Here is a 26,414-nt window from a genome sequence, read left to right on the forward strand (position 1 = left end):
GGCTTTTTGTTATTTCACCACGCGCAGTGCGGGGCGACCACCGCGAGGCGGCGGCGGCGGATCGTCATCCTGGTTATTGTCATCATCGCCGTGATCCGGGCGATCGCCGTCAATAACCTGCATAACTGTTTCAGTCTCACCGATAACGGGCTGGTCATCGTTGTGGCTTTCAGCGTCTTCATCATAGCCCGCTTCCGGCTCAAACATGGTGCCCGCGCCATTTTCACGTGCATAGATAGCCAGCACGGCAGCCATAGGTACGTTAACCTGGCGAGGTACGCCGCCGAAACGCGCGTTAAAGCGCACTTCGTCATTGGCCAGCTCCAGATTCCCTACGGCTCGCGGGGCGATGTTCAGCACAATTTGCCCGTCACGCGCATACTCCATCGGAACCTGTACGCCCGGTAGTGTGATATCTACCACCAGATGCGGCGTGAGCTGGTTATCCAGCAGCCACTCATAAAAGGCCCGCAGCAGATAAGGACGGCGCGGCGACAGCTGCGACATATCCATCAATTAGCCTCGGGTCTGCAGACGCATTTCGCGCTCAGGTTCGGTCAAAGAGGCCAGGAAGGAGTCACGCTCGAAGACGCGGGTCATGTACCCTTTCATCTCTTTGGAGCCCGCACCTGTCAGCTCAATGCCCATCTGCGGCAAGCGCCACAGCAGCGGAGCCAGATAGCAGTCGACCAGGCTGAACTCGTCGCTCAGGAAGAAAGGCTTCTGGGTAAAGACCGGGGCGATACTCAACAGCTCTTCACGCAGCTGCTTACGAGCGGCTTCCGCTTCCTGCGCTGAACCGTTCATTACCACGTTCATCAACGAATACCAGTCTTTCTCAATGCGGTGCATGTACAGACGGCTTTCACCACGCGCAACCGGATAAACCGGCATCAAAGGTGGGTGCGGGAAACGCTCATCAAGGTATTCCATGATGATGCGGGATTCCCACAGCGTCAGCTCGCGGTCAACCAGGGTCGGTACGCTGTGATTGGGGTTGAGGTCAATCAGATCCTGAGGCAGGTTATCCGTTTCCACATGCTCAATTTCAACGCTAACACCTTTCTCAGCCAGGACGATACGGACCTGGTGGCTGTAGATGTCAGTAGGACCGGAAAACAGCGTCATCACCGAACGTTTGTTGGCAGCGACAGCCATGAAAACCTCCAAGTTTATCCAGAAAATTACTGCTAATAGCCGCAAGCGGCGACTAACCTGACCGTTATTACCCAATGCTTCGCCGAAACATCGCTGACGCCTTATCAGGGCGAAAACAACTGGATGCCGACATTTGGGCAGAAAATTGGATGATAGTTTACCAGATTTTACTGGTTTTGTGGTGGTCGTATATCGAATTTGCCTGAAAGGCAAATAATTTCAAAATGTTAGAAGCAATAATATAAATTACAGGCATAAAAAAACCCGGTACCAGGACCGGGCTTTTTGCCAACTGTCTTGCTGCCTGAACAGGCAGAGAGCAATTAACGTTTGGAGAACTGAGGACGACGACGTGCTTTACGCAGACCGACTTTCTTACGTTCAACCTGACGAGCATCACGGGTAACGAAGCCAGCTTTACGCAGCTCGGAACGCAGGGACTCATCGTACTCCATCAGAGCGCGGGTGATACCGTGACGGATCGCACCAGCCTGACCAGAGATACCACCACCTTTAACGGTGATGTACAGATCCAGTTTCTCAACCATGTCGACCAGTTCCAGCGGCTGACGAACTACCATGCGGGCAGTTTCACGACCGAAGTACTGTTCCAGAGAACGTTGGTTGATAACGATTTTGCCGTTGCCCGGTTTGATAAACACGCGAGCTGCGGAACTTTTGCGGCGACCAGTGCCGTAGTATTGATTTTCAGCCATTGCCTATAATCCCGATTAAATGTCCAGAACTTGCGGTTGCTGTGCCGCGTGGTTGTGCTCGGTGCCCGCGTAAACTTTCAGTTTACGGAACATTGCACGACCCAGCGGGCCCTTTGGCAGCATGCCTTTAACCGCGATTTCAATCACACGCTCAGGACGGCGGGCAATCATCTCTTCAAAGGTCGCTTGTTTGATACCACCGATGTGGCCGGTGTGGTGGTAGTACACTTTGTCAGTACGCTTGTTGCCGGTTACAGCAACTTTGTCAGCGTTCAGAACGATGATGTAATCACCAGTATCAACGTGCGGAGTGTATTCCGCTTTGTGCTTACCGCGCAGACGGCGAGCCAGTTCAGTAGCCAGACGACCTAAGGTCTTACCTTCAGCATCAACGACATACCAGTCGCGCTGTACAGTTTCTGGTTTAGCTGTAAAAGTTTTCATTAAAAGCTTACCCAATATATAGTTACACGTTGGTGAACACCCAAACGTTTAAAATCAGTCGAGGTTCACGCGACATTGTCCAGCAAACCTACCCCTTCGAATAGCCTATGCCGGCACGACAAAAGTTTTGGGAAAAAAACTTTGGTTGTAACGTGGGGTCGCAAGATTATAGAGAAGTCGACCTCAAAGATCGACCACAATTTGTCGTTGATATCACATATTCATCGTCACGGCAGATGAGGCCGGCGTAAATACTCTTCACTTTGCATTTCCTGCAGCCTGGAAAGACAACGCTGGAACTCAAACTTAAGCCTTTCCCCTTGATAAATATTGAATAGCTCGGTCTCAGCAGACACCACCAGCTTGACGTGGCGCTCATAGAATTCGTCCACCATAGCGATAAAACGGCGTGCCTCACTCTCCATCAACGTTGTCATCACCGTTACATTAAACAGCAGGACGGTGTGGAACTGGCGCGAAAGCGCGATGTAATCATGTTGGCTGCGCGCGTCCACGCATAGCGTGTTGAAATCGATAGCCAGCGTCTGGTTTGCGGCCCCCATGGTCACCATTGGCCGATGGTTGATTTCCAGTACCGGCGCCCCTTCGCGCTTTGCCCCGGCCAGAGCGACATAAAGCTTTTCCATTTGCAGTGCGGAGTCTGCATTCAGCGGTGACAGCCAAAGGTGCGCCTGAGTCAGCGTTCTCAGGCGGTAATCAATCCCGGCATCCACGTTCATCACGTCGCAATAGCGTTTGATTGCTTCGATGGCGGGTAAGAACCGCGCGCGCTGCAGCCCATTGCGGTACAAATCATCCGGCGGGATGTTCGACGTGGCCACCAGCGTGATGCCTCGCGCAAAAAGCGCTTTCATTAATGTACCCAGCAGCATGGCATCGGTGATATCAGAGACAAAAAATTCGTCGAAGCACAGCACATCCGTTTCGGCCTTAAAGCCGTCAGCAATAATTTCCAGCGGATCCGTGTGGCCCTGCTGCTGCGCCAGCTCTTCGTGAACCCGAAGCATAAAGCGGTGAAAGTGGAGCCTGAGTTTGCGCTCTCCCGGCAAACTTTGAAAAAACATATCCATCAGCCAGGTTTTACCTCGCCCCACGCCTCCCCACATATACAAACCCCGGGCGGGCTCCTGCCCGGCCTGAACCTCTTTTTTACCGAACAGCTTGCCGAACTTAGTCAGCAACCCACCGGCAGGCGCGGGCGTAGGTGCAACGGACAATGCTTGCCAGATAGCGTCCAGGCGCATAATAGCTTCGCGCTGCACATCATCAGGTTGAAAACTGCCTTCTGCCAGGGCCTGCTGGTAGCGCGATGCAGGAGAGAGATTTTGCATGGTATTATTATCTTCCCTTTATAATCGGATAGCCGTTCACTGCCTTTTTCGAACCGGTTGTCCAAAAAAAGGCCGTTCTACCCTAAGCGATGCAGCGTCAGGATTCCACTTCTCTTAGGTTAACGGTTATAGTGGCTACATTACCCTACGGAATCACAAGATAACGGGAGAAGTTCATGACTTGGGAATATGCGCTTATTGGGTTAGTAGTGGGCCTTATTATCGGCGCCGTAGCCATGCGTTTCGGCAATCGTAAGCTGCGCCAACAGCAAGCTCTGCAGTATGAGCTGGAAAAAAACAAAGCGGAGCTTGAAGAGTACCGCGAAGAGTTAGTCAGCCATTTTGCCCGCAGCGCCGAGCTGCTGGATAACATGGCGCACGATTATCGCCAGCTGTATCAGCACATGGCAAAAAGCTCCAGCAGCCTGCTGCCGGAGATGACAGCGGAAGCCAATCCGTTCCGTAACCGTCTTGCCGAGTCTGAAGCCGGGAACGATCAGGCGCCGGTTCAGATGCCGCGCGATTATTCAGACGGTGCTTCCGGCCTGCTTCGCGCCGGTGCAAAACGCGATTAATCCCTGTTTTAGCTTTTCCGGGGCACAGTTCAGGTGCCCCATCCTTTCCTGACCCAGCTATCATTTAATTATCTTGTGCTTTCTTATTACGCCATTGTGAGTCGATTGATCTTTCAATAACATCAATTGCGTGAGTGGGCATTCCTTTTTCCAGGTGACGAGAGCCAGCATCCAATGAAGAAACAAACACGGCTGTTGAATGCATTAGCGTTAAGCGTCGCTCTGACGCTCGGCGTATCCCCTCTGGCAAGCGCGTCACTGCCTTCCCAGGTTCCAGGCCAGCCGGCTTTGCCAAGCCTTGCTCCGATGCTGGAAAAAGTCTTACCGGCGGTCGTCAGCGTACAGGTTGAAGGCACCGCCTCAGCGTCCAGCCAGAAAGTGCCGGAAGAGTTCAAAAAATTCTACGGCGATGAAGCCCCCTCCGACACACCTCAGCAGTTTGAAGGCTTGGGTTCCGGCGTCATCATCAACGCCGCAAAAGGCTATGTCCTGACCAACAATCATGTGATTAATCAGGCACAGAAAATCAGCGTGCAGCTGAATGACGGGCGTGAATTTGATGCCAAACTGATTGGCGGGGACGATCAGAGCGACATCGCGCTACTTCAGTTGCAAAACGCGACCGGGCTTACCGAAATCAAAGTGGCCGACTCTGACAAGCTCAAAGTGGGTGATTTTGCGGTTGCGGTGGGTAACCCATTTGGCCTCGGTCAAACAGCGACTTCCGGCATCGTTTCCGCACTGGGCCGCAGCGGCCTGAACCTTGAAGGTCTGGAAAACTTTATTCAAACAGATGCTTCAATCAACCGGGGTAACTCCGGCGGCGCGCTGCTCAACCTGAACGGCGAACTGATTGGCATCAACACTGCGATTCTTGCTCCCGCAGGCGGCAGCGTAGGGATTGGTTTTGCTATCCCGAGCAATATGGCCCAAACCCTCGCCAAACAGCTGATGGAATTTGGTGAAATCAAACGTGGCCTGCTGGGAATCAAAGGCATGGAGATGAACGCCGACATCGCCAAAGCGTTTAACCTTTCCACCCAGCGCGGTGCCTTTGTCAGTGAAGTTCTGCCTCAGTCAGGGTCGGCAAAAGCGGGCGTTAAAGCCGGGGATATCATCACCAGCCTGAACGGTAACCCGCTGAGCAGTTTCGCCGAATTACGAGCGAAAATTGCCACAACCGAGCCCGGCACCGTGGTGAAACTGGGCTTGCTGCGCGACGGCAAACCACTGGAAGTGAGCGTGACGCTGGACAAGAGCACCGCCTCTTCCGCAAGCGCAGAAATGATCCTGCCGGCGCTGCAGGGTGCCACGCTAAGCGATGGGCAACTGAAGGACGGCGGCAAGGGCATTCGTCTGGATAACGTGGATAAAGGCACGCCTGCGGCTCAGGTTGGTCTGCACAAAGACGATATCATCGTCGGCATTAACCGTGAGCGAATTCATACTATCGCCGAAATGCGCAAAGTGCTGGAAACCAAGCCTGCGGTCATTGCGCTGCATGTTGTTCGCGGCGAACAGAGCCTCTATTTGCTGTTGCGTTAACGGAAGCAGAGAAACGGACATCGTCTGTACGATGTCCGTCCAACTCATGCTATTCTGCGGTCGATCTCTCACTTATTAACTCAAACTCATGTTTCTAAAGATCTTACGTTCGGTGATCATTGGGCTGATTGTTGCGGGGCTGCTGCTGCTCGCGATGCCGTCGTTACGAAAAGCCGTTGGCCCACTTGCGCCGGCACAATATGACAGCACCGACGAAACGCCGATGAGCTTTAATCCGGCCGTGCGCCGCGCTGCCCCGGCGGTAGTGAACGTATACAATCGCAGCGTCGGCAATAACGGCCAAAACCAGCTTCAAATCAAGACGCTCGGCTCCGGCGTTATCATGGACGGACGCGGCTACATCATTACCAATAAACACGTGATCAACGATGCCGAGCAGATCATCGTTGCGCTCCAGGACGGGCGAGTGTTTGAAGCCCTGCTTATTGGGTCCGATAGCCTGACCGACCTGGCTGTGCTGAAAATCAACGCCACCAACCTGCCGATCATTCCTATTAACGGCAAGCGCCAGCCCCATATTGGCGATGTGGTCATGGCCATCGGTAACCCTTACAACCTGGGGCAGACGGTCACGCAGGGCATTATCAGCGCGACCGGCCGCATCGGCCTGAGCCCTTCGGGCCGACAGTCGTTCCTGCAAACTGACGCCTCAATTAACCGCGGTAACTCCGGCGGGGCGCTGGTGAATTCGCTCGGGGAACTGATGGGCATCAACACCCTGTCGTTTGACAAGAGCAATGACGGCGAAACGCCGGAAGGGATTGGTTTTGCGATACCAACCCAACTGGCGACCAAAATAATGGATAAGCTCATCCGCGATGGCCGGGTTATTCGAGGCTACATCGGCATTGGCGGCAGAGAAATCACCCCGCTGCACGGCCCTTCTACCGGCATCGATCAGCTGCAAGGGATTATCGTTAATGCTGTATCCCCGGACGGCCCGGCAGCTCAGGCTGGTATTCAGGTTAACGACGTGATTATCTCGGTTAACCACAAACCGGCTATCTCGGCGCTGGAAACCATGGACCAGGTGGCGGAAATTCGCCCAGGCTCGGTGATTCCGGTCGAAGTCATGCGTGAAGACAAGAAACTCACGCTGCAGGTCACCGTGCAGGAATATCCCGCCGGAAGCTAAACGGCAGACATAAAAAAACCGGAACCTGAGTTCCGGTTTTTTTTATCCAGGGTCGATTACTTAACGAATTCTTCGCCCAGTTGGATATCTTTCTTCAGGGTATCCAGCATGCCTTCCATCGCGTTTTTCTCAAATGCGCTGAGGGTGCCGATAGCTTTACGCTCAACGATACCATTTTTACCCAGCAGCAGCGGCTGGGAGAAGAAACGTGCGTGCTCGCCGTCGCCTTCAACGTAAGCGCATTCCACAACGTTGCTTTCGCCTTTCAAAGCGCGAACCAGAGACAGGCCGAAACGAGCCGCAGCCTGGCCCATAGACAGCGTTGCGGACCCGCCACCGGCTTTCGCTTCAACCACTTCAGTACCCGCGTTCTGGATACGTTTGGTCAGGTCAGCGACTTCCTGCTCGGTGAAGCTCACGCCAGGGATCTGGGACAGCAGCGGCAGAATGGTTACGCCAGAGTGGCCGCCAATCACCGGGACTTCGATATCCGTTGGCTGCTTGCCTTTCAGCTCGGCAACAAAGGTGTTGGAGCGGATGATATCCAGCGTAGTGACGCCGAACAGTTTGTTCTTATCGTAAACGCCCGCTTTTTTCAGCACTTCTGCGGCAATCGCCACGGTGGTGTTTACCGGGTTGGTAATAATACCGATGCAAGCTTTAGGGGCGGTTTTCGCCACTTGCTCGATCAGGTTTTTCACAATACCCGCGTTCACGTTGAACAGGTCGGAACGATCCATACCGGGTTTACGTGCAACACCTGCGGAGATCAGCACCACATCTGCACCCACCAGCGCAGGGGTAGCATCTTCGCCGGAGAAACCTTTGATTTTCACGTCAGTCGGGATATGACTCAGATCCACCGCAACCCCTGGGGTTACTGGCGCAATGTCATACAGAGAGAGTTCTGAGCCTGAAGGCAGTTGGGTCTTAAGTAGAAGGGCAAGCGCCTGGCCGATACCGCCAGCTGCGCCGAGGACTGCAACTTTCATCCTAAACTCCTTATTATGGTTAGCAAAATCGTGCCGTAACTCCATGCGGTGGCGACCATAATCCAGAGAGGAGATAATTACAATCTTCCCGCCGCCAGATTGCGATATAAAGCAATCACCGACCGCGTTGCTGCTGCATTTACTCGCCGGGAGGAACGACGCCATAGCGCCCGGTCACGACCTGATGTGGTTACATCAACGGCGGTTACATTACCCCTCCGCGCACACCAAAACAACATCATTTTGATAACATTTAATTTACTTTGAAGCTTATTTGCGAGTCGTGACACAGACATGTTCGCCGATAACGAAATTTGATAAAATCGCCCGCTTTCATAACATTATTTCAGGCTGATCTCCGCCGGATGATTCTCCCACGCTATTCAGGCCGCCGTAAAATCAGGCACCTGAAGGAAGATGAACAATTTGCATAAAAATTCATTTAAATGCATAATAATGTTATCTCTTTTACCCAGGATAGGTTATTTATGCGTAACTCCTCAAAACAAGAAGAATTAGTAAAGGCTTTCAAAGCATTACTTAAAGAAGAGAAATTCAGCTCACAGGGCGAGATAGTTCAGGCGTTACAAAACGACGGCTTCGAAAACATCAACCAATCCAAAGTGTCCCGCATGCTGACTAAATTCGGAGCGGTAAGAACGCGTAATGCAAAAATGGAAATGGTCTACTGCCTGCCTGCCGAGCTGGGCGTCCCGACGACCTCCAGCCCGCTAAAAAACCTGGTTCTGGATATCGACTATAACGACGCCGTCGTAGTGATCCATACCAGCCCTGGCGCCGCACAGCTCATTGCTCGCCTGCTGGACTCACTGGGAAAAGCGGAGGGTATTCTGGGCACCATTGCCGGGGACGACACTATTTTCACCACGCCAGCCAATAACTTCACGGTGAAAGAGCTGTACGAAGCCATCCTGGTGCTGTTCGAACAAGAGCTGTAATCACTCCCCCTCTTCTCAGCCCGCCGTCATGACGCGGCGGGCCTCTCAGTCGGTAATCTTCCGTAAATAAACCTCAATCCAGCGTATGGAATTGCTTCAATACCATTCCACAGGGCATTGTTATGCGTGTTACCGCACAAATAGTCAAATTCACCCATATCTATGATTTTACTTATATTTAACAAAAAAGCCGTGATAAAAACGTCTTTTTAATAACTATCAGGAATAAAAAATCATTTCGTTAATTTAAAGTTGCATAGGCAACAATTAGCAGGGTATTAATTTTTCCCGTAACTAGTGTATACTTGATTTCGTGATGAGGGTCACAGAACGATGACCCAACCAAAAGAATACGACGAGGAAAAAACCATGAACATGAAAGCCACTTTAGTTACCGCCAGCCTGCTCTCCGCTCTGTCATTCGGCGTTTTCGCCGCTGACTCTATCGACGCTCAGCAAGCGCAGAATCGCCAGTCACTGGGTACCGTTTCCGTTGATGACATCGGCAGTTCTCCGATGGATATGCACGAGATGCTGAACCAGAAAGCAGAGCAAAACGGCGCTTCCGCTTATCGCGTGATCGAAGCACGCACCGGTGGACACTGGCACGCAACGGCAGAACTGTACAAATAAGCGTTCTTAGCCCTAAGCCAGTTGAATAGAGTTGAGTAGAAACGTTAAGCCTCGGCGGCCCCAAGTAGAAAAATCGCGATTAAGCCTTTCCGGCCGCCACGTTAAACCTTCAGGAGTAAAGACTATGAAAACCAAATTAACTATCGCCGCACTGAGCCTGCTGTCCGTTATCTCTTTAGGCGCTAACGCTGCCGCACACCAGATCAACAGCGAACAAGCTCAAGGCCTGCAATCCATGGGTTCCATTTCTGTAAGCCAGGTCGGCAGCGCACCAATGGATATGCGTCAGGAATTGTCCCAGAAAGCCACAGAACAAGGTGCCTCTGCTTACCGCGTGATTGAAGCCCGTAGCGGCGATAACTGGCACGCAACTGCAGAGCTGTACAAATAAACCCTCGTCGTACTTGTCCTACGACTTTGCCCCCGCTCGCCGGGGGCTTTTTTATGGCCGCTGATCAAACGCTAGCCGTGAATGTTAAAGCGGAGCTGGCCTTCCAGTTCTTCTTCTGCCTCGTCAAAAAGCAGAATGAGCGCCCCGAACCTGCGCCGCTTGCTCTCCGGCAAATGCGCAAATTCGATCTCCACGGGCAGCGGTAACATTGACGCCGTGACCACGTCCCACAGGCTATCCAGGTCGTGAACCTGCTCTTTGCGTAGCGCGAGTTGCTCCGCAAACTGGCGATAGAAAGCCAGGTTGTCCTCGATGTGGTTAAAATCAAAAGTAAATTTTTTCATCGCTGCCGCCCCGACTCTTTTAAGCAAGCGCTGAGCTAAAGCCCGCCGATATGTAGCGTTTTCACTTCAAGGAACTCGTCCAGCCCCAGCACGGAGCCTTCACGCCCTAACCCCGACTCTTTCACGCCGCCGAAGGGCCCCAGTTCCGTAGAAACAGCACATTCATTGATCCCAACCATGCCACTTTCCAGAGCCTGAGAGACGCGGAAAACGCGCTGTAAATTCTGGGTATAGAAATAGGCCGCCAGCCCAAATGGCGTATTGTTGGCTCTTTCGATGACCTCTTCTTCCGTTTCAAAGCGGAAGCAGGCCGCAAGGGGGCCAAACGTCTCTTCCCTGGCCAGTTTCATATCATCGTTAGCGTTGATGATAACGGTGGGCTGCCAGAAATTGCCGCCCAGCGCATGGGGCTTGCCGCCGACAAGCGCTTTCCCACCTTTCGCCAGCGCGTCATCAACATGCTCTCGTACTTTTTCCACCGCAGATTGCTCAATCAGCGGCCCGACAATCACGCCCTCTTCCAGGCCGTTGCCTACTTTCAGCTTCCCAACCTCTGCAGCAAGCTTATTCACAAAACTGTCGTACACATTTTGCTGGATGAAGAAACGGTTAACGCTGACGCAAACCTGGCCAGCATTACGGAATTTGTTAGCAATGGCACCTTTTACCGCCGCGTCAATATCCGCGTCATCAAACACGATATAAGGCGCATTGCCCCCCAGCTCCATCGACACTTTTTTCATCGTTTCTGCGGCATTACGCATCAGCGTTTTGCCCACCGCCGTTGAACCCGTGAAGGAGATTTTGCGCACCTGATGGCTGGCCATAATGGCATCGCTAATTTCCTGGGTTTTCCCGGCCACGGCATTCAATACGCCGTCCGGCACGCCGGCCTGCTTCGCCAGTTCCAGCAAAGCAAAAGCGGAAAGAGGCGTGTTATTCGCGGGCTTTATCACTCCGGTACAGCCAGCGGCCAGAGCAGGCCCGAGCTTGCGGGTCAGCATCGCCATGGGGAAATTCCACGGCGTGATTGCCGCGACTACGCCGACGGGTTCACGCGTGGCCAGAATGCGAGAACCGGGCTTAACCGGAGGAATAATCTCGCCGTTGGCGCGTTTGCCCTGTTCAGCAAACCACTGAATGAAGCTGGCGGCGTAATCCACTTCACCCTCAGCCTCTTTGAGCGGCTTCCCCTGCTCAAGGGTCATTAACCGGGCGAGCCAGCTTTTGTTCGCCAGCATCAGTTCAAACCAACGGTAGAGAATTTCAGATCGCTGTTTGGCGGTTTTCGCCCGCCAGGCGGGGAAAGCTTTGCTGGCGGCCTCAATCGCGGCTTCGGTTTCTCGTTTGCCGGCTCTTGCCACTCTGGCCACTATTTCTCCCGTAGCAGGATTCAGCACATCAAAAGTGTCTTCGAGCGAATGCCACTTGCCTGCGACCAGATAGCCGGTTTTAAAGAGCTCACTTTGCGGGAGTGTCTGATTCGTCATAATAGCTCCTGTTCATAAGTGTTCATCCCATGGACCGCAGTTAAGTATAGATAGAAAAAAGCCGACGCAGGCGTCGGCTCTTCAGGCTAAGGTTGGGCTCAGGCGTTAATCAGCGTATGCCGGTAGCGATGTAAAATGTCCGCCAGCCGCTTCACCGGCTCGGTGACCTGCCGCGGCGCTTCCCACAGGCGAAGTTTCTCTTGATAGATTTCCAGCTCGCCTAAAAGGCTTTCGTAATAGCGCTCTCGCTTATCATCACTGCTGGCAGAAATCACCTTATCCGCCGTTTTACGCAACTGCCGGTGGAAGGCAGAGAGATCGTCATTGACCGGGATAGGCGCATCGCGCAGGCGTTGATGCGCGATGATTAGCGTCAGCGCAAGGCGATAACGATCTATGTCGCCAGGGAACATGTTCAACAGTAAAAACAGCTGCTGATACAGCGCCGGAAGGTGGTTCTCTTTCCGCCGGGCATTATTGGTCGTCAGCGCCGATACCGCAGCGGAGACAAACTGGTTCAGCAGCGTGCGGCCCGTGCGCTCTTTCGAATTATCTCGGATCAGCAGGATCACCATCATGGCCAGGAAACAACCGACGATCTGCCCCAGTGCGCTGTCGAGGAAGCTGCTGAAATGGAAAGTCATCGGGTTATCCAGCACGATAATATTTATCGTCCCGGCCAGCGCCCCCATAGAGCCCAGCCGCCGCTTCTGCACCTCAATGCCCATAAAGAAGCCCAGCAGGGCAAGGCTGATACACAGCAGCAGCATACTCTGCTGCGTGGACGGCAGCACCACAAGGAAGTAGAACGCGCCGAGCGGCAGCGCCACCAGCATGCCATACAGGAAGTCGAGCGAAACCATGCGCGGGTTAGGCAGGCGCATTGCCAGCGCCGTCACCACCGCAATCATCACCATCGCGCCGCTGCCGGATGTCCAGCCGGTCCAGAGCCAGAACAGGCTTCCAAGCACGCAGGAAATCGTCGTGCGCCAGAAGTTAATCATCGCGTGGTGGCCCTCGGCGGATTCCACCTTCACCACCGCTTCACCGTTCAGCACTTCTTCTTCAATCGCGCTCACGCGGCTATTACTGATAAACCCGCGCTTCAGCAACAGATAGCGGGTCGAGGCGGAAACCCAGGATCCGATGGTTATCGGTGTGGCCTTTTCGCCCATCGCAGATATCGCTCGGCGCAGCACTTTCATCCGCTTATAAACGTCGTCGGCGGTTTCCACTTCGACGGCAAAAAGCTGGCGGAATTCTGGCGTGACGTATTCGGGCCGGGTGTTTTGAATCAGGAAAGTTTCACAGGCCTGGGTGATCAGCGTCAGCGAAAGGGTGTTGATCGCTTTCAGGCGTCGGTTGGCCTTCGCCCAGCGGGCGGATTCCATATTCAGGTTGGCACGCATGCCGTTCAGCGCGGTGACTTTACGCACCAGCCCGCTCCAGGCTTTATCCACCTCTTCTTTGTCGCCGTGGGCAATACAAAGCTGCATCAGGCGGTATTGGTCCACCAGCAGGTTATCCAGTTCCCGGTCAATCTCCTGCTTGATGGAACGCGGAGAAAACAGCAGGTCGGCGACGATGGCACACACAATCCCGATAACGATTTCGCTACAGCGTTCAACGGCAAACTGCGGCGTAGTCAGCGGAGCAACCTGAATAGTGACCACAATAATCAGCGCAGTGTAGCCCGCGAGGCCCCAGGCGTAGGAGTTTTCGACGCGAACAAGCGAGGAGATCCAGGTACAGAATCCGGCCCAGATACAGCACACCAGCAGCATGACAACCGGGGCACGGATCAGCGTGATAATGATGACCAGCGCGGCCGCACAGCCAATAAATGTCCCGATAATACGCAGCATCCCGCGGTAGCGTATGGCCCCGGAATAAGGCTCTCCTCCAGCGGCAAAGGCTGGCCCGGCGGCCACAATCGCGGCGGTCAGCACCGCCCAGCGCGGCGTTTCCAGCTCAAAGTGAAAACCGACAAACACCGCCAGAACAATGGCGAAAGCGAGCTTTATCGCAAAGCGGACGTGCAGCCTGGAAATGTTATACATAGCGGCCTGCTTAACCGAACTCGCGCAGACGATGCATCAGCTTAATAAAGGCTGAGTCATTCTCCGCTTTGCGGTCTTTTTCTCCCGTCACAACGACGGTGGCCGTTGTCCCGGCGGGATACAGATTCCCCATCTGTTCATCAAGGCGGATTCTGACCGGCACACGCTGAGCAAGGCGCACCCACTCAAGGTTGGAGTCGACCGTTGCCATGCCTTTTGAATCGCTGGTACTGCTGGCGTTTGTCACCCCGGCAGAGATGCTGTCGACGCTGCCGCGCAGCACGCGGTTACTGCCAAGCGGCGTGATCTGTACGCGATAGCCCGGACGAATTCCTTCCAGTTTGGTTTCTTCCATGTAAGCCAGAATGTAGAACGAATTCTGTTTCACCAGCGCGACGGACGCCGCGCCGCGGTTAATAAATTCCCCGGTGTGCACGTTAAGGTTGGTTACCCAGCCGTCCGCTGGGGCACGAATGACCGTGCGCTGCAGGTCTAGTTTGGCCAGATCGCGCGTCGCCTGGGCTTTATCTAGTTGATGAAGAACGGTTTGCAGCGAGTTGTTGGACTGATCAATCTCTTCGCGCGACATGGCCTGAATGCCAAGGGAGTTACGCCGTCCGGCTTCACGACGTTTTTCAGAGGACAGCGCCTGGTAATAAGCCACGTCTGCTTCGGCCTGCTCGAGCGCTTTCTGGTAGCGCGGCTGGTCGATGGTGAACAGCACCTGGTCTTTTTTCACCAGTTGGTTGTCCTGAACGTTCACGCTGGTGATAAGCCCGGACACGTCCGGCGCAATGGCAACAACGTCAGCGGTGAAACGCGCGTCTCGTGTCCACGGGGATTCGGTGTAAAACACCCACGCACGGAAGATAGCGATGAAGGCCAGCAGCACCAGCAAAAGCGTGATAGCGGTACGGGTTATGTTTCTTGTTAGTATTTTCACATCAACCTCAAACGAACAAACGCGAAATCAGATAAAAAAGGCAGCAATAGAGCGCTGTATTGAATAATGCAGGGTGCCAGACAAAATCATAAATGCCGGTTGGGGTCAGCAGCCGACGCGCCAGCCAGAACGCGGCGAGCGACAGAATTAATTCGAAGAATATCGGCGGAAAGGAAAGACCGAATATTACGATAACCGGAAATAGACTCATTTTGACCTTGATAAGATAATGCAGGCGATACATAACTCGACGACAAACCGCGACGGAGAGGCCAGAAAAGGCGGGCGAGCGTGCGGTATGAGCTATGTTAATAATAATATATTAACGTAACTGTTACCCTGTTATCTATAATGTGTGATCTAAATCACTTTTCACTCAGAGTGAACAATGGAACGACTGAAACGTATGTCGGTGTTTGCCAAAGTCGTTGAACTTGGCTCCTACACCGCTGCCGCAAGGCAGCTACAAATGAGCGTCTCTTCCATCAGCCAGATCGTGTCCAAGCTGGAAGATGAGCTACAGGTTAAGCTGCTTAACCGCAGCACCCGCAGCATTGGCCTGACCGAAGCCGGCAAAATTTATTATCAAGGCTGCCGCAAAATGCTGCACGAAGCACAGGAAGTCCACGAGCAGCTTTACGCCTTTAACAACACGCCTATCGGCACGCTGCGCATCGGTAGCTCTTCAACTATGGCACAGAATGTTCTCGCCGACATGACCGCCGAAATGCTGCGTGAACATCCCGGCCTGACCGTCAACCTGGTCACCGGCATACCGGCACCTGACCTGATTGCCGATGGTCTTGATTTGGTCATTCGCGTCGGCGCTTTGCAGGATTCTAGCCTGTTTTCCCGCAGGCTGGGGTCAATGCCAATGGTGGTTTGTGCCGCCAAAAGCTATCTGCACATTCACGGTACGCCGGAAAAACCGGCTGATTTGGCTAACCATTCATGGCTGGAATACAGCATCCGGCCGGATAACGAATTTGAGCTGATTGCGCCCGAAGGGATCTCGACCCGCCTGTTGCCGCAGGGCCGCTTTGTCACCAACGATCCGATGACGCTCAGCCGGTGGCTGAAAGCCGGGGCAGGTATTGGCTATGCGCCGCTGATGTGGGTGATCGACGAGATCAATAGCGGACAGCTGGAGATCCTGTTCCCACGCTATCAGTCCGATCCCCGTCCTGTGTACGCGCTGTATACCGAAAAAGACAAACTGCCGCTGAAGGTGCAGGTATGTATTAACTATCTGACGAACTATTTTGTGAAGGTAGCGGAGCTTTATCAGGGCGTGCAGGGCAGGAACGGGAAGGCAAAACAAACGGGCCGGAGCTAGTCCGGCCTCATATTAACTCAGGCAGTGCCGCCAACGGTCAGGTTATCAACCTTCAGGGTTGGCTGGCCAACGCCAACCGGCAGGCTTTGGCCTTCTTTACCGCAGACGCCGACGCCGTTATCCAGCGCCAGATCGTTCCCAACCATCGAAATTTGCTGCATGGTTTCGATGCCGGACCCAATCAGCGTGGCACCTTTCACTGCCCTGGTCACCTTCCCTTTTTCAATCAGGTAGGCTTCCGAGGTGGAGAATACAAACTTGCCGGAGGTGATGTCTACCTGACCACCGCCGAAGTTTGGCGCGAAGATGCCGTAATCCACGGACTCGATAATCTCCTGCGGCGTGGATTTCCCGGCCAGCATGTAGGTGTTGGTCATGCGCGGCATCGGCAGGTGGGCATAGGACTCACGGCGACCGTTCCCGGTAGGCGCCACGCCCATCAGGCGGGCATTGAGCTTGTCCTGCATATAGCCTTTAAGAATGCCGTTTTCGATCAGCACGTTGTATTGACCCGGCACGCCTTCGTCATCAATAGAGACGGAACCACGGCGGTTAGCCATCGTGCCATCATCCACCACGGTACAGAGTTCGGAGGCCACCAGCTGGCCCATCTGGCCGCTGAAGACCGAAGTCCCGCGACGGTTAAAGTCGCCTTCCAGACCGTGCCCGACCGCTTCGTGCAGCAGCACGCCTGGCCAGCCTGCGCCCAGTACCACGGGAAGCATTCCCGCCGGAGCAGCAACGGCGGACAAATTAACCATCGCCATGCGCACGGCTTCTTTCGCCCAGGCATCAGCCCGCACTTCGCCGTTCACGCTTTCCAGGAAATACTCATAGCCAAAACGACCGCCGCCGCCGCTTGCACCGCGCTCGCGCTTGCCGTCTTCCTCAACCTGAACGCTAACCGACAGGCGCACCAGAGGGCGAACATCAGCCGCCAGCGTCCCGTCCGTGGCCGCAACCAGGATCAATTCATACACGCCGGTCAGGCTGGCGCTAACTTCCTGCACTCGGGCATCCGCGGCGCGCGCAACGCTGTCCACGCGTCTCAGGATGTCGAGCTTCTCTTCACGCGTCATGCTTAGCAGCGGATCGGCGCTGGTATAAAGCGCACTATGCGGAACGTTACCCAGCGTACGGGCGCGTCCGTCGCCCTGCTCACGAACGATGCTGCGAGCCGCATGAGCGCTTTGCTCCAGCGCTTGCAAAGTAATTTGATCGGCATAGGCAAACCCGGTTTTCTCACCGCTAACCGCACGAACGCCAACGCCCTGATCGATATTCCATGAACCGTCTTTAATAATGCGGTCTTCCAGCACCCAGGATTCATGATAGCTGGACTGGAAATAGAGATCGCCGTAGTCGAGATGGCGCTCGGACAGCTGCCCGAGAATGGAAAACAGATCTTGATGGGTTAAGCCATTCGCAGACAGCAACTGCTCACTTACCAGGTTAAGACTCATCGTTTCGCTACTCTTATTGCTTATCGCCCGTTTGGCGAGGAATGGTTTATTTATGGAGCTTGCGGCAATTAACCGCTAACGTCAAATCAGTGAGCTTCGCTGGTGCGCGGCTGCCGCAGCACTTCATCAATTTTCGGTTTATCTACCGGGCCGGTAATGCTGTAGCGCAGCACCGAGATTTTGCTCCACAGCGGGCCAAGCACTTTACTGGCGGCAAACACCGCGGCGCCGACTATTGGGTTAACCGCAAAAGCGGTAGCCACGCCTACCGTCGCGGAGATTTCAGGGGCAACAACCGCTTCCATATTTAGCTCACGACGGACTAAGTCCACCGAGCCTTTCATCGCGATATCCGCCTCAAGCCCGTCAACCAGCGTGTCGTCAGTATGCAATACGCCATCTTTTATCCAGGCGGTGCTGCGAATCGAGTCGTAGTAGAATCCGCTGCCAAAGGTATCGCTAAAATCGAAACGGAGTTTGCGAAGCAGCGCGTCAAAGCTGACCAGGCGCAGAAGTTGGCCCGCATGGCCCGTGCTGACGTCGGTAATTTGCCCTTTCCCCAGCCTGGTATGCAGAATACCGTTCAGCGAAGCTTCATCCGGCTTCCAGGGTACCGCCCGCCAGTGCAGGTCATAATCAACGTCGAAAGAAGAGCCCTGCAGCGGCGTTTTCACGCCAAAGAAGTTCGCGGCCGCGTCGAGCTTCTCGCCCTTCAGCTTGCCTTTCAGGGAAGTACGTTCGCTGCCGGGCTTATTCACCCATTCACCGTCGGCGGTGAGGCGAGCAAAGCCGGTATCAATCAGCCCATTGGCCAGCTGCAGCGTGTCGCCATTAATGGTCACATCCCCATCGATACGGCCATATTTCTGTCCCCACAGCCAGCACTCCGCGCAGCGCAACTGCACATTTGGCCAGCCACGGAAGCTAAGCGTATCGCCGCTTTCCGGGACCTGCTGCGTCTTCGTTCCGTTTGCACCACTCGGGAGAACGCTCCAGTTCGGGTTGAAATAAAGATACTTAACGCTGGCCTGCCAGGGTGCGTTGTTCTTCATGTTCAGCGAGCCATTAATTTCACGCCCCTGGGCCTCAACCTGCGTGCCGTTCATCTCCGGGCGAGAAACCAGGCTCAGGTTATGCCATTGCTGGCCCGCCAGCGTTAATGCCGGGGTCCGCAGTGTCACTGCGGACGGGAAGACGGCAGATCCCCCAACGCTGTCCGCCGCGCCTTCACTGAAGAGCGCCAGCCACTGAGCGCCGTCCATTGCAGGGAGATCGAGCTCAACGCCCGGTTGCTCTGGCAGAGGCGGCACAGTTTTACTGTCCGTCGCCCAAATAGCCCGGTCGAGGGTGAGTTTCTTATTCAGCAGCCAGCGGCTGGAGAAGTGATTGAGCGCGCCTGCATTGCCCGTGAGATCGAAGCTCTTTAAATCGCCCTTAACGGCGATATTCAGCGGCAGCGCTGCCCCGGATTTTTTATCTACAGGCGCAGGTAAGTGACTGCTCACATTCTTCAGATCGCCCGCCAGATTGACCTTGTAACTGGCGCTGCCGTGATAAGGCAGCGTAATACCCACGTCGCCTTTCCACGCGATGTTTCCGCTGAGCGCGTCGTTGACCTGCTTCGGCAACACACCGGTTTTATTGGGCTGCCAGTCGCCGCTCAGGTTGACGCCAATCTGATAGTCTTTATCGCCAGTTTTGGTGTTGAAGTTCAGGCTCACCGGCTGATTAAACCAGCTCGCGCTCATCGCTTCACTCTGCAGGTCACCGTTGGTAAAGCTGAATTTGCCGCTCAGATTATGCAGCGTACTGTTCAGCGGTTTGATCAGCAGCGTGTTGTTGTTCAGCCGCACATCGCCTTTGGCCGTTGTCATTTCACCAGTGAGAGGAATATCCAGATGTAAGCGGGCATTCACATCGCCGCCAATCTGGAGTTCATCCAGCGCGGCAGCCAGGGAATCCTCCAGCGGCGTATCTTTGAAATAAGGCCCTACCGCATTGCCCGGGCCATTGATGTCGGCATCTATCAGCAGCTTTTCTTTGGCATAATCGGGGATGTTTGCCGTCAAGTTAGTGGCCGTTACACCGCCCAGCTTGACCGACTTGCTGTTCATCCACAGCCCGTTATTGATGAAATCTAGCGTGATATCGAGGTTTTCCAGCGCAGGCCAGTCCGGCTGGAAAGCAAATTTTGCGTTACGAAGCGGGACGTACACCTCAAACTGGCCTTCATTGTGCTCGTAGGGGAAAAGATGTGGGTTGCCGCCGTACACCAGCGTGGCGTTATCGGCCTGGCCACCCTGAATCGCCGAGCTGAGATAATCCGTCAGCTCTTTGCCCATCAGGTTTTCCGGGAAGTAGCGCCAGGCGTCCGCACCGTTATCGGTGCTAATGCCCGCCAAAATGCCCAGCCACGGATCGCCGCTGGCGGGCTGGAAGTAGCGGAAATCGCCACGCGCCCAAACGGAGCGAGCCTTAACGTCGATATTCTTGCCGTCTAGCTGGAAGCCGTCTGCGTTTTTCTGCCAGGCAAGCGTCGCTACGCCTTTCTCAATCTCAAGCGGCGCGCGGAAGACGGTTTCATAAGGCATTTTTGCGTCGGTTATTTCGGCATTAAGCTGCCCGTTTGCGACGCTGCCGGTCACCGATCCTGAGAAGTGCTCCGCGCCAGGCAACAGTTTCCACTGCTTCCAGCTCACATCTTTCCACCGGGCCTGCAGACGAGTCAGCTCGGTTTGCTGGAGCGGAATGTCCAGCGCCAGCACGTCAATGTGGCCCTGAGGCTGCAGCGAAGTCCAGATATCCCCCAGCTGCGGCGAAATTTTGGCGGCAATCGGCAACAGGCCATTAAACCTGTCCAGTTCCATATTGCTGGCGCGTACGCGAAGTTCATCGCTGCGCTGGCTTTGTTTCCCGCCTACATCCTGCGGGGCTACCCAGGCCACAGAGAGCGAGCCTTTCGGCCACGCCTGGTCATCCAGCGTGATATTGGTAGAAGGGACGGAGATCTGCCAGCTGGATTTCTCCCGGCTGACCTGAGCGGTAAGATTATCGACCGAAAGCGAGTGCGTCACGCTGCCGGAACCCGGCCAGCTTGCCCCGCCTTTTTTCAGCCAGATGCTGCCGCCGCTGATATCCCCTTCTTTCACATCCATCCAGGCTTCGAGGCTAAAACGGGCGCTTTTCAGGTCGACATTGTCTTCCATCCAGCGGCCCAGCCAGGGCTTCACGTCGACGTCATCTGCCTGCAGCCAGACCTTGCCGTTGTTCAGAATCCCGTTTTCATCCCGCAGATCCATACGAACGTTGGCCACGCCGTGCTGGCCGTTAAAGCTGGACAGGCTGACTTGGCCTTCTGCGCGGTGGCGGTTTTTACCGTTAAGCCAGGTCAGTTGAGGAATAGAAAGTTCGGCCCGCTGGCCGGAGAGCGTCAGGAAGCTAAGGGAGCTGTCGCGAAGATCGAAGTGATCGAACTGACGAAGGAAAAGATCGCTGATTTTGTCCGCTTCCAGCGTACCATCTCCACCGTTCTGGCTGAGCGGCGTGTTGGTACGCATTTGCAGCTGATAGAAGGTCAGGTCGCGAAACTGCCAGCGAGCGTGCAGCAGGCTTTGCCAGACATCCAGCGCCAGCGTAACGCGTTTGATACTCAGCGTGCCGCCGTCTTTGAGGCCGGCCTTAACGTCGCGAACATCAAGCGTGGGGCCAAAATTCTCCCAGCTTGCCTGTAACTTACTGACTTCCACCGGCAAACCTGTGGCGGCTTCAATTTTATCCAGCAGCGCGGGCCGCCAGGCATCCAGGTGCGGCAAAACGAGCCGCAGGCCACTCACCAGTAGCGCGACGATAACAACCAACGTTACGCCTGTGAGCAGCAGAATGCCGGGCAGTCGCCTCACCTTTCTCTCCTTGTCAGCCTTACGGGCAAAATGCACATCCGCACATTTGAGGTTGCTGACAAAGAGGGAAAAAGCGTGGTTTTTCCCTCTTTGTGATTATCAGCCGAAAATCAACGAATTGATTTTCCTGTTTTTTTTGACTAAACGTCTGGTATTTCTTCTATCATCAGAGGTTTGTCAGTCGTCTGCAATGCGCATTTACATCATCACGACGTCGAACTGCTCCTGATTGTAGAGCGGTTCAATCTGAACTTTGACCTGTTTACCCACAAAGATTTCTACTTCAGCCAGCGCGTGAGACTCTTCGCTTTTCAACGCCTCGCCCACCGCAGGAGAAGCATAGACCAGGAAACGGTCGGAATCGTAGGCATGATGCACACGAACGATTTCACGCATAATTTCGTAGCAAACCGTTTCCACCGTCTTTACGGTGCCGCGACCGTGGCAGGTCGGGCATTCGTTGCACAGCACATGCTCTACGCTTTCGCGCGTGCGCTTGCGAGTCATCTCGACCAGGCCGAGCTGGGAGAAGCCGTTAATGCTGGTCTTCACGCGATCTTTGCTCAGCGCCTGCTCGAGAGAATGCAGCACGCGGCGGCGGTGATCTTCATTACTCATATCGATGAAGTCGATGATGATAATGCCGCCCAGATTACGCAGCCGGAGCTGGCGCGCGATGGCCTGAGTCGCTTCGATATTTGTATTAAAAATTGTGTCGTCGAGATTGCGATGGCCCACGAACGCGCCGGTATTAATATCCACCGTGGTCATCGCTTCGGTCTGGTCAATCACCAGATAGCCGCCAGACTTCAGTTCCACCTTACGCTCCAGCGCACGCTGGATTTCATTCTCAACGTCGTAGAGATCGAAAATCGGCTGGCGGCCGCTGTAATGCTCGATTTTGCTGGTCATCTCCGGCATGTACTCGGCGGTAAATTCCAGCAGCATTTCGTAAGTCAGGCGGGAATCAACGCGAATTCTGTCCAACGCCGCGTCGGCAAAATCACGCAATACGCGCTGGGCCAGCGCCAGTTCACCGTACATCTGGTAGCGGGTTTGATTTCGTTTTTTACGCTCGCTGACCTTGGTCCATACGCGCTTCAGGTAAGCCGCATCAGAGGCTAAATCTTCTTCACACACGCCTTCCGCAGCGGTACGAATAATGAAACCACCTTGCTCATCGCAATACTCATTCACGATACGCTTCAGGCGGTCGCGCTCGGCTTCGCTTTCGATACGTTGGGAAACACCCACGTGAGAAGCGCCGGGCATGAAAACGAGGTAACGGGAAGGAAGCGTGATGTCGGTGGTCAGGCGAGCGCCTTTGGTGCCCAGCGGATCTTTGACCACCTGCACCATTAAATCCTGCCCCTGGCGAACCAGTTCGGCGATGTCGCGCACGCTAAAGTTCTTTTGCTCCTCACCGGCGACGCACTCGGTGTGCGGCATAATGTCAGAAGCATGAAGGAATGCCGCCTTGTCCAGGCCAATATCTACAAACGCCGCCTGCATTCCAGGCAACACCCGGCTAACGCGACCTTTGTAGATATTCCCTACTATTCCGCGGCGCGCTTCGCGCTCAATATGAATTTCTTGCAGTATGCCACCGTCAATATAGGCCACCCGCGTCTCTGATGGGGTAACGTTGACTAATAGTTCAGCCGTCATCTTTTCCTCGTCCGTCACGCAGCGCGTGAAAATTGCTCAGCAACTCACCAGTTTCCACCAGCGGTAATCCCACCACTGCATGATAACTGCCATTAATCCTTTTAACGAAACAGCCACCAAGCCCCTGAATGCCGTAAGCTCCGGCTTTGTCCATAGGTTCACCGCTGGCAATATAATCGGCAATATCCTGTTCGGATAAGCGGCGGAACGTCACATCGGTCACCACCAACGCTTCCAGCATCTGACTGGCGTCAGCGATAGCAACTGCCGTCATCACCTGATGCTGATTGCCTGAGAGCAAACGTAGCATCTGTGCGGCATGCTCTGTATCCCGTGGTTTTTCCAGCACTTCGCCGTTGAAGATAACGATTGTATCCGCACCCAGTACAGGCAAATCTTCGGCGGCCATCGCCACCCCGGCCTGCGCTTTTTCGCGCGCCAGACGGCGAACATACTGTTCCGCGCTTTCGTGCGGCTGCCGCTGTTCTTCAATGCCAGGCACGAGGCGCTCGAAAGAAACGCCCAGCAGGGTCAGAAGCTCCTGACGGCGAGGCGAACCGGATGCCAGATACAACGTAGTCATGTTTACCTTTTATTGCACAGCGAATTGCTGGCGAACTTTGCGCATTAACAGGAAAATCCAGGGCCACAGGATACCGTTAACTACACTACTCCAGAACACTTCCGGTCTGAAAGAGACGTTGATCACTAAAAATTCTGACCAGAAAACAATGATGTCTGTGACCAGCGAGAGCAGCATGACAACCAGCGCCTGCTGCCAAAGGGCGAGGTTACGGAAAAGCTGGTATTTCAGCGCCACCAGGTAAGCCACAATACTCAATGATAGAGCACGCACGCCGAGCGTGGAGCCGCTAATCAAATCCAGTATGGCGCCCACAATAAAACCTGTCCCGACGTTAACGCGGTGCGGCAGGGCTAAAATCCAGTAAAGCAGAATCAACAATACCCAATCCGGCCGGTAAAACTTGAGGTCATCCGGCCAGGGCATGACCTGCAGTAGCAGGGCAATCAAAAATGAAAGCCAGATAACCCAACGGCCCTGGCTGCGATAACTTCCCACTACTGTGCTCCCGTAGCAGGCTGTGTGATACCGGTTGCTGGCGCTGGGACCGGCGCAGGAGGGCCCATTGAACCCGGCGGCGGCAGAACCTGAGGCATCATCTGCATCAGGCGCTCATTGGCCACGCGGTGGACTTCCTCTGGCGGCATTGGCGACGAGCCGTTTTTATCCGCGCCCCAAAGCAGCAACAGATAACGCAGACGCTGCAGACCGGCGGTAGGACGAGCCTGAATCACGGTATAGGCGCGCTGGGTATCCAGCTTAACGGATGATACAACGCCAACCGGGTAGCCTTCAGGGAAACGACCGCCAAGACCAGAAGTCACCAGCACATCGCCGACACGAATATCGGTATTGGCCGGCAGATGCTCCAGCTGCAGATCGTCCGTGCAGCCGTTACCGGCGGCAATCACGCGGATATCGTTACGCAGTACCTGAATAGGCAGCGCGTGAGTGGCATCGCAAATCAGCAGCACCCTGCTGGTCAGCTTCGCGACTGCGACAACCTGGCCGACAACGCCTTTATCACTGATAACCGGCTGACCTTCGTACACGCCGTTCACGCTGCCCTTGTCGATCACCACCTGATCGCTGTACGGATCGTTAACGGTGGAGATGACCTGGGTCACCATTTTTTGTTCATCCTGACGCAGCGGGGAACCGAGCAGCTCGCGCAGGCGCGCGTTCTCCTGCCGGTATTGACCCAGCATCAGCAATTCACTGTTTTTCAGGATTAACTCCTGACGCAGAACCCGATTTTCAAGTTCAAGCTGGTCGCGCGAGGCCAGCGTTTGAGACACGCTGTCGAGTAATTCACGGGGACCATTAGAGACAAAATAGAAAGGACTGACGGCTGTATCCATGTATGTTCGAATCTGGCTGAACATACCGAGGCGACTGTCGGCGATAATGACACCAAGCGCCACCAGCACCGCCAAAATAAGGCGAATCTGTAGCGACGGGCCACGGCTAAAAATTGGCTTCATAGGCTATGCGTATTCCCAAACCAGCAAGCAGGGGCAGCGCAAAGCTCCCCCTGGCCTGTGGCTGTTACTCTTCGCTAAACAAGTCGCCGCCGTGCATGTCGATCATTTCCAGTGCCTTGCCGCCGCCGCGGGCAACACAGGTCAGTGGATCTTCTGCAACTACTACCGGGATACCCGTCTCTTCCATCAGCAGGCGATCGAGGTTACGCAGCAATGCGCCACCGCCGGTCAGAACCATACCGCGCTCGGAGATATCGGATGCCAGCTCTGGCGGGCACTGTTCCAACGCAACCATCACCGCGCTAACAATACCGGTCAGTGGCTCCTGCAATGCTTCGAGGATTTCGTTAGAGTTCAGGGTGAAGCCGCGTGGCACACCTTCAGCCAGGTTACGGCCGCGAACTTCGATCTCACGCACTTCATCGCCCGGGTAGGCAGAACCGATTTCGTGTTTGATACGTTCCGCGGTCGCTTCACCAATCAGTGAACCGTAGTTACGGCGCACATAGTTAATGATAGCTTCATCGAAGCGGTCACCGCCGATACGTACGGAAGAGGAGTAAACCACACCGTTCAGGGAGATAACGGCCACTTCGGTGGTACCGCCACCGATATCCACAACCATGGAGCCGGTTGCTTCAGATACCGGCAAGCCTGCGCCAATTGCCGCAGCCATAGGTTCTTCAATCAGGAACACTTCACGTGCGCCTGCACCCTGTGCGGATTCACGAATAGCACGGCGTTCAACCTGGGTAGCACCTACCGGCACACACACCAGCACGCGCGGGCTTGGGCGCATGAAACTGTTGCTGTGAACCTGTTTGATAAAGTGCTGCAGCATTTTCTCAGTCACGAAGAAGTCAGCGATAACGCCGTCTTTCATCGGACGAATAGCCGCGATGTTGCCCGGGGTACGGCCCAGCATCTGTTTAGCATCATGGCCTACGGCCGCAACGCTTTTTGGCGAGCCGGCGCGGTCCTGGCGAATGGCCACAACGGAGGGCTCATTCAGTACGATGCCTTGTCCTTTCACATAAATCAGGGTATTCGCAGTACCCAGGTCAATGGACAGGTCATTGGAAAACATGCCACGAAATTTTTTCAACATACTAAGGGATAATCCTGAAAGCTGGGGCGGATACAAAATCCGCTTACTTTACCAACCACACGCTACAGCGACAAGGCGCAAAAATGTTCTGCAACGGTGAAAAATAGTGCAGTTC

25 protein-coding genes are annotated in these 26,414 nt (G+C 54.6%); 7 read left to right on the top strand and 18 right to left on the bottom strand.

The annotated features are described in order from the left end of the window. Positions 1 to 9 precede the first annotated feature (9 nt). From sspB to zapE, 5 genes are all read right to left on the bottom strand, one after another. Entirely contained in the window at positions 10 to 513 is a 504-nt protein-coding gene (gene sspB / locus WFN87_RS12150) for a ClpXP protease specificity-enhancing factor (RefSeq protein WP_336982895.1), read from the bottom strand. A gap of 3 nt (positions 514 to 516) precedes the next feature. Continuing rightward, a complete protein-coding gene (gene sspA / locus WFN87_RS12155; protein ID WP_008454872.1) occupies positions 517 to 1,158 on the bottom strand; it encodes a stringent starvation protein SspA in 642 nt (213 codons plus the stop codon). A gap of 323 nt (positions 1,159 to 1,481) precedes the next feature. Next, positions 1,482 to 1,874: a 30S ribosomal protein S9 gene (rpsI, locus tag WFN87_RS12160; RefSeq protein WP_000829818.1), complete on the bottom strand. Its 393-nt coding sequence runs from the start codon at positions 1,872 to 1,874 to the stop codon at positions 1,482 to 1,484. 15 nt (positions 1,875 to 1,889) lie between these two features. Continuing rightward, entirely contained in the window at positions 1,890 to 2,318 is a 429-nt protein-coding gene (rplM, locus tag WFN87_RS12165; RefSeq protein WP_008454874.1) for a 50S ribosomal protein L13, read from the bottom strand. Between the two features lie 227 nt (positions 2,319 to 2,545). After that, positions 2,546 to 3,670 (bottom strand): cell division protein ZapE, encoded by a 1,125-nt coding sequence (gene zapE, locus WFN87_RS12170; protein WP_336708952.1) that lies wholly within the window; start codon positions 3,668 to 3,670, stop codon positions 2,546 to 2,548. A gap of 176 nt (positions 3,671 to 3,846) precedes the next feature. On the opposite strand from zapE, the gene zapG reads away from it, so the two are divergent. From zapG to degS, 3 genes are all read left to right on the top strand, one after another. Beyond that, positions 3,847 to 4,245 carry a Z-ring associated protein ZapG gene (gene zapG / locus WFN87_RS12175; RefSeq protein ID WP_008454880.1) on the top strand — a complete coding sequence of 133 codons (399 nt, stop codon included), beginning with the start codon at positions 3,847 to 3,849 and terminating at the stop codon, positions 4,243 to 4,245. Between the two features lie 174 nt (positions 4,246 to 4,419). Continuing rightward, entirely contained in the window at positions 4,420 to 5,790 is a 1,371-nt protein-coding gene (gene degQ / locus WFN87_RS12180) for a serine endoprotease DegQ (protein WP_166877728.1), read from the top strand. A gap of 88 nt (positions 5,791 to 5,878) precedes the next feature. Beyond that, complete coding sequence (degS, locus tag WFN87_RS12185; protein ID WP_008454882.1) at positions 5,879 to 6,946, top strand: outer membrane-stress sensor serine endopeptidase DegS; 1,068 nt, start codon at positions 5,879 to 5,881, stop codon at positions 6,944 to 6,946. Between the two features lie 56 nt (positions 6,947 to 7,002). Here the strand turns inward: degS and mdh are convergent, their stop codons facing one another. Then, positions 7,003 to 7,938: a malate dehydrogenase gene (gene mdh, locus WFN87_RS12190; RefSeq protein ID WP_008454883.1), complete on the bottom strand. Its 936-nt coding sequence runs from the start codon at positions 7,936 to 7,938 to the stop codon at positions 7,003 to 7,005. A 488-nt stretch (positions 7,939 to 8,426) separates the two neighbouring features. Here mdh and argR point away from each other — a divergent pair, with 488 nt between their 5' ends. From argR to yhcN (WFN87_RS12205), 3 genes are all read left to right on the top strand, one after another. Further along, positions 8,427 to 8,897, top strand: coding sequence for a transcriptional regulator ArgR (gene argR / locus WFN87_RS12195; RefSeq protein WP_008454885.1), 471 nt, complete (start codon positions 8,427 to 8,429; stop codon positions 8,895 to 8,897). Between the two features lie 369 nt (positions 8,898 to 9,266). Further along, positions 9,267 to 9,530 (top strand): peroxide/acid stress response protein YhcN, encoded by a 264-nt coding sequence (gene yhcN / locus WFN87_RS12200; RefSeq protein WP_008454886.1) that lies wholly within the window; start codon positions 9,267 to 9,269, stop codon positions 9,528 to 9,530. Positions 9,531 to 9,654: 124 nt separating this feature from the next. Next, positions 9,655 to 9,921, top strand: a complete 267-nt coding sequence (gene yhcN, locus WFN87_RS12205) for a peroxide/acid stress response protein YhcN (RefSeq protein ID WP_166868822.1) — start codon at positions 9,655 to 9,657, stop codon at positions 9,919 to 9,921. A 71-nt stretch (positions 9,922 to 9,992) separates the two neighbouring features. Here the strand turns inward: yhcN (WFN87_RS12205) and WFN87_RS12210 are convergent, their stop codons facing one another. The 5 genes from WFN87_RS12210 to aaeX form a co-directional block, all read right to left on the bottom strand. Beyond that, positions 9,993 to 10,265: a barstar family protein gene (locus WFN87_RS12210; RefSeq protein WP_008454888.1), complete on the bottom strand. Its 273-nt coding sequence runs from the start codon at positions 10,263 to 10,265 to the stop codon at positions 9,993 to 9,995. A gap of 35 nt (positions 10,266 to 10,300) precedes the next feature. Continuing rightward, positions 10,301 to 11,755 (bottom strand): NAD-dependent succinate-semialdehyde dehydrogenase, encoded by a 1,455-nt coding sequence (locus tag WFN87_RS12215; RefSeq protein WP_008454889.1) that lies wholly within the window; start codon positions 11,753 to 11,755, stop codon positions 10,301 to 10,303. A 98-nt stretch (positions 11,756 to 11,853) separates the two neighbouring features. Further along, entirely contained in the window at positions 11,854 to 13,815 is a 1,962-nt protein-coding gene (aaeB, locus tag WFN87_RS12220; RefSeq protein ID WP_336818808.1) for a p-hydroxybenzoic acid efflux pump subunit AaeB, read from the bottom strand. A gap of 10 nt (positions 13,816 to 13,825) precedes the next feature. Next, the gene (aaeA, locus tag WFN87_RS12225; RefSeq protein WP_008454891.1) at positions 13,826 to 14,758 is read right to left on the bottom strand and encodes a p-hydroxybenzoic acid efflux pump subunit AaeA; all 933 of its coding nucleotides are present in this window, start codon (positions 14,756 to 14,758) and stop codon (positions 13,826 to 13,828) included. Positions 14,759 to 14,765: 7 nt separating this feature from the next. Then, positions 14,766 to 14,969 (bottom strand): p-hydroxybenzoic acid efflux pump operon protein AaeX, encoded by a 204-nt coding sequence (aaeX, locus tag WFN87_RS12230; protein ID WP_008454892.1) that lies wholly within the window; start codon positions 14,967 to 14,969, stop codon positions 14,766 to 14,768. 177 nt (positions 14,970 to 15,146) lie between these two features. On the opposite strand from aaeX, the gene aaeR reads away from it, so the two are divergent. Further along, complete coding sequence (gene aaeR / locus WFN87_RS12235) at positions 15,147 to 16,094, top strand: HTH-type transcriptional activator AaeR (RefSeq protein WP_034807694.1); 948 nt, start codon at positions 15,147 to 15,149, stop codon at positions 16,092 to 16,094. A 17-nt stretch (positions 16,095 to 16,111) separates the two neighbouring features. On the opposite strand, the gene tldD is transcribed toward aaeR, so the two are convergent. The 7 genes from tldD to mreB all read right to left on the bottom strand — a co-directional run bounded on the left by tldD (position 16,112) and on the right by mreB (position 26,299). Beyond that, positions 16,112 to 17,557 (bottom strand): metalloprotease TldD, encoded by a 1,446-nt coding sequence (gene tldD, locus WFN87_RS12240; protein WP_336982894.1) that lies wholly within the window; start codon positions 17,555 to 17,557, stop codon positions 16,112 to 16,114. A gap of 86 nt (positions 17,558 to 17,643) precedes the next feature. After that, a complete protein-coding gene (yhdP, locus tag WFN87_RS12245) occupies positions 17,644 to 21,456 on the bottom strand; it encodes an AsmA2 domain-containing protein YhdP (protein WP_336982893.1) in 3,813 nt (1,270 codons plus the stop codon). Positions 21,457 to 21,654: 198 nt separating this feature from the next. Further along, positions 21,655 to 23,124, bottom strand: a complete 1,470-nt coding sequence (gene rng, locus WFN87_RS12250) for a ribonuclease G (protein ID WP_008454897.1) — start codon at positions 23,122 to 23,124, stop codon at positions 21,655 to 21,657. Further along, the gene (locus WFN87_RS12255) at positions 23,114 to 23,707 is read right to left on the bottom strand and encodes a Maf family protein (protein ID WP_336982892.1); all 594 of its coding nucleotides are present in this window, start codon (positions 23,705 to 23,707) and stop codon (positions 23,114 to 23,116) included. Before WFN87_RS12255 ends, rng begins: the two co-directional genes overlap by 11 nt. A gap of 9 nt (positions 23,708 to 23,716) precedes the next feature. Continuing rightward, on the bottom strand, positions 23,717 to 24,205 hold the full coding sequence (gene mreD / locus WFN87_RS12260) for a rod shape-determining protein MreD (RefSeq protein ID WP_008454899.1): 489 nt from the start codon (positions 24,203 to 24,205) through the stop codon (positions 23,717 to 23,719). After that, a complete protein-coding gene (mreC, locus tag WFN87_RS12265) occupies positions 24,205 to 25,191 on the bottom strand; it encodes a rod shape-determining protein MreC (protein WP_008454901.1) in 987 nt (328 codons plus the stop codon). The genes mreD and mreC overlap by 1 nt, the downstream gene beginning before the upstream one ends. Before the next feature lie 64 nt (positions 25,192 to 25,255). Further along, positions 25,256 to 26,299 carry a rod shape-determining protein MreB gene (mreB, locus tag WFN87_RS12270; RefSeq protein ID WP_000913396.1) on the bottom strand — a complete coding sequence of 348 codons (1,044 nt, stop codon included), beginning with the start codon at positions 26,297 to 26,299 and terminating at the stop codon, positions 25,256 to 25,258. Between the last annotated feature and the right edge of the window lie 115 nt (positions 26,300 to 26,414).

It is taken from the genome of Cedecea sp. AS113 (genome assembly GCF_037152415.1).
In the GTDB taxonomy this organism is placed as follows: domain Bacteria; phylum Pseudomonadota; class Gammaproteobacteria; order Enterobacterales; family Enterobacteriaceae; genus Cedecea.

Coding starts and splice junctions, on each gene's coding strand:
- sspB (WP_336982895.1), bottom strand. CDS start 513: ATGGATATGTCGCAGCTGTCGCCGCGCCGTCCTTATCTGCTGCGGGCC.
- sspA (WP_008454872.1), bottom strand. CDS start 1,158: ATGGCTGTCGCTGCCAACAAACGTTCGGTGATGACGCTGTTTTCCGGT.
- rpsI (WP_000829818.1), bottom strand. CDS start 1,874: ATGGCTGAAAATCAATACTACGGCACTGGTCGCCGCAAAAGTTCCGCA.
- rplM (WP_008454874.1), bottom strand. CDS start 2,318: ATGAAAACTTTTACAGCTAAACCAGAAACTGTACAGCGCGACTGGTAT.
- zapE (WP_336708952.1), bottom strand. CDS start 3,670: ATGCAAAATCTCTCTCCTGCATCGCGCTACCAGCAGGCCCTGGCAGAA.
- zapG (WP_008454880.1), top strand. CDS start 3,847: ATGACTTGGGAATATGCGCTTATTGGGTTAGTAGTGGGCCTTATTATC.
- degQ (WP_166877728.1), top strand. CDS start 4,420: ATGAAGAAACAAACACGGCTGTTGAATGCATTAGCGTTAAGCGTCGCT.
- degS (WP_008454882.1), top strand. CDS start 5,879: ATGTTTCTAAAGATCTTACGTTCGGTGATCATTGGGCTGATTGTTGCG.
- mdh (WP_008454883.1), bottom strand. CDS start 7,938: ATGAAAGTTGCAGTCCTCGGCGCAGCTGGCGGTATCGGCCAGGCGCTT.
- argR (WP_008454885.1), top strand. CDS start 8,427: ATGCGTAACTCCTCAAAACAAGAAGAATTAGTAAAGGCTTTCAAAGCA.
- yhcN (WP_008454886.1), top strand. CDS start 9,267: ATGAACATGAAAGCCACTTTAGTTACCGCCAGCCTGCTCTCCGCTCTG.
- yhcN (WP_166868822.1), top strand. CDS start 9,655: ATGAAAACCAAATTAACTATCGCCGCACTGAGCCTGCTGTCCGTTATC.
- WFN87_RS12210 (WP_008454888.1), bottom strand. CDS start 10,265: ATGAAAAAATTTACTTTTGATTTTAACCACATCGAGGACAACCTGGCT.
- WFN87_RS12215 (WP_008454889.1), bottom strand. CDS start 11,755: ATGACGAATCAGACACTCCCGCAAAGTGAGCTCTTTAAAACCGGCTAT.
- aaeB (WP_336818808.1), bottom strand. CDS start 13,815: ATGTATAACATTTCCAGGCTGCACGTCCGCTTTGCGATAAAGCTCGCT.
- aaeX (WP_008454892.1), bottom strand. CDS start 14,969: ATGAGTCTATTTCCGGTTATCGTAATATTCGGTCTTTCCTTTCCGCCG.
- aaeR (WP_034807694.1), top strand. CDS start 15,147: ATGGAACGACTGAAACGTATGTCGGTGTTTGCCAAAGTCGTTGAACTT.
- tldD (WP_336982894.1), bottom strand. CDS start 17,557: ATGAGTCTTAACCTGGTAAGTGAGCAGTTGCTGTCTGCGAATGGCTTA.
- rng (WP_008454897.1), bottom strand. CDS start 23,124: ATGACGGCTGAACTATTAGTCAACGTTACCCCATCAGAGACGCGGGTG.
- WFN87_RS12255 (WP_336982892.1), bottom strand. CDS start 23,707: ATGACTACGTTGTATCTGGCATCCGGTTCGCCTCGCCGTCAGGAGCTT.
- mreC (WP_008454901.1), bottom strand. CDS start 25,191: ATGAAGCCAATTTTTAGCCGTGGCCCGTCGCTACAGATTCGCCTTATT.
- mreB (WP_000913396.1), bottom strand. CDS start 26,299: ATGTTGAAAAAATTTCGTGGCATGTTTTCCAATGACCTGTCCATTGAC.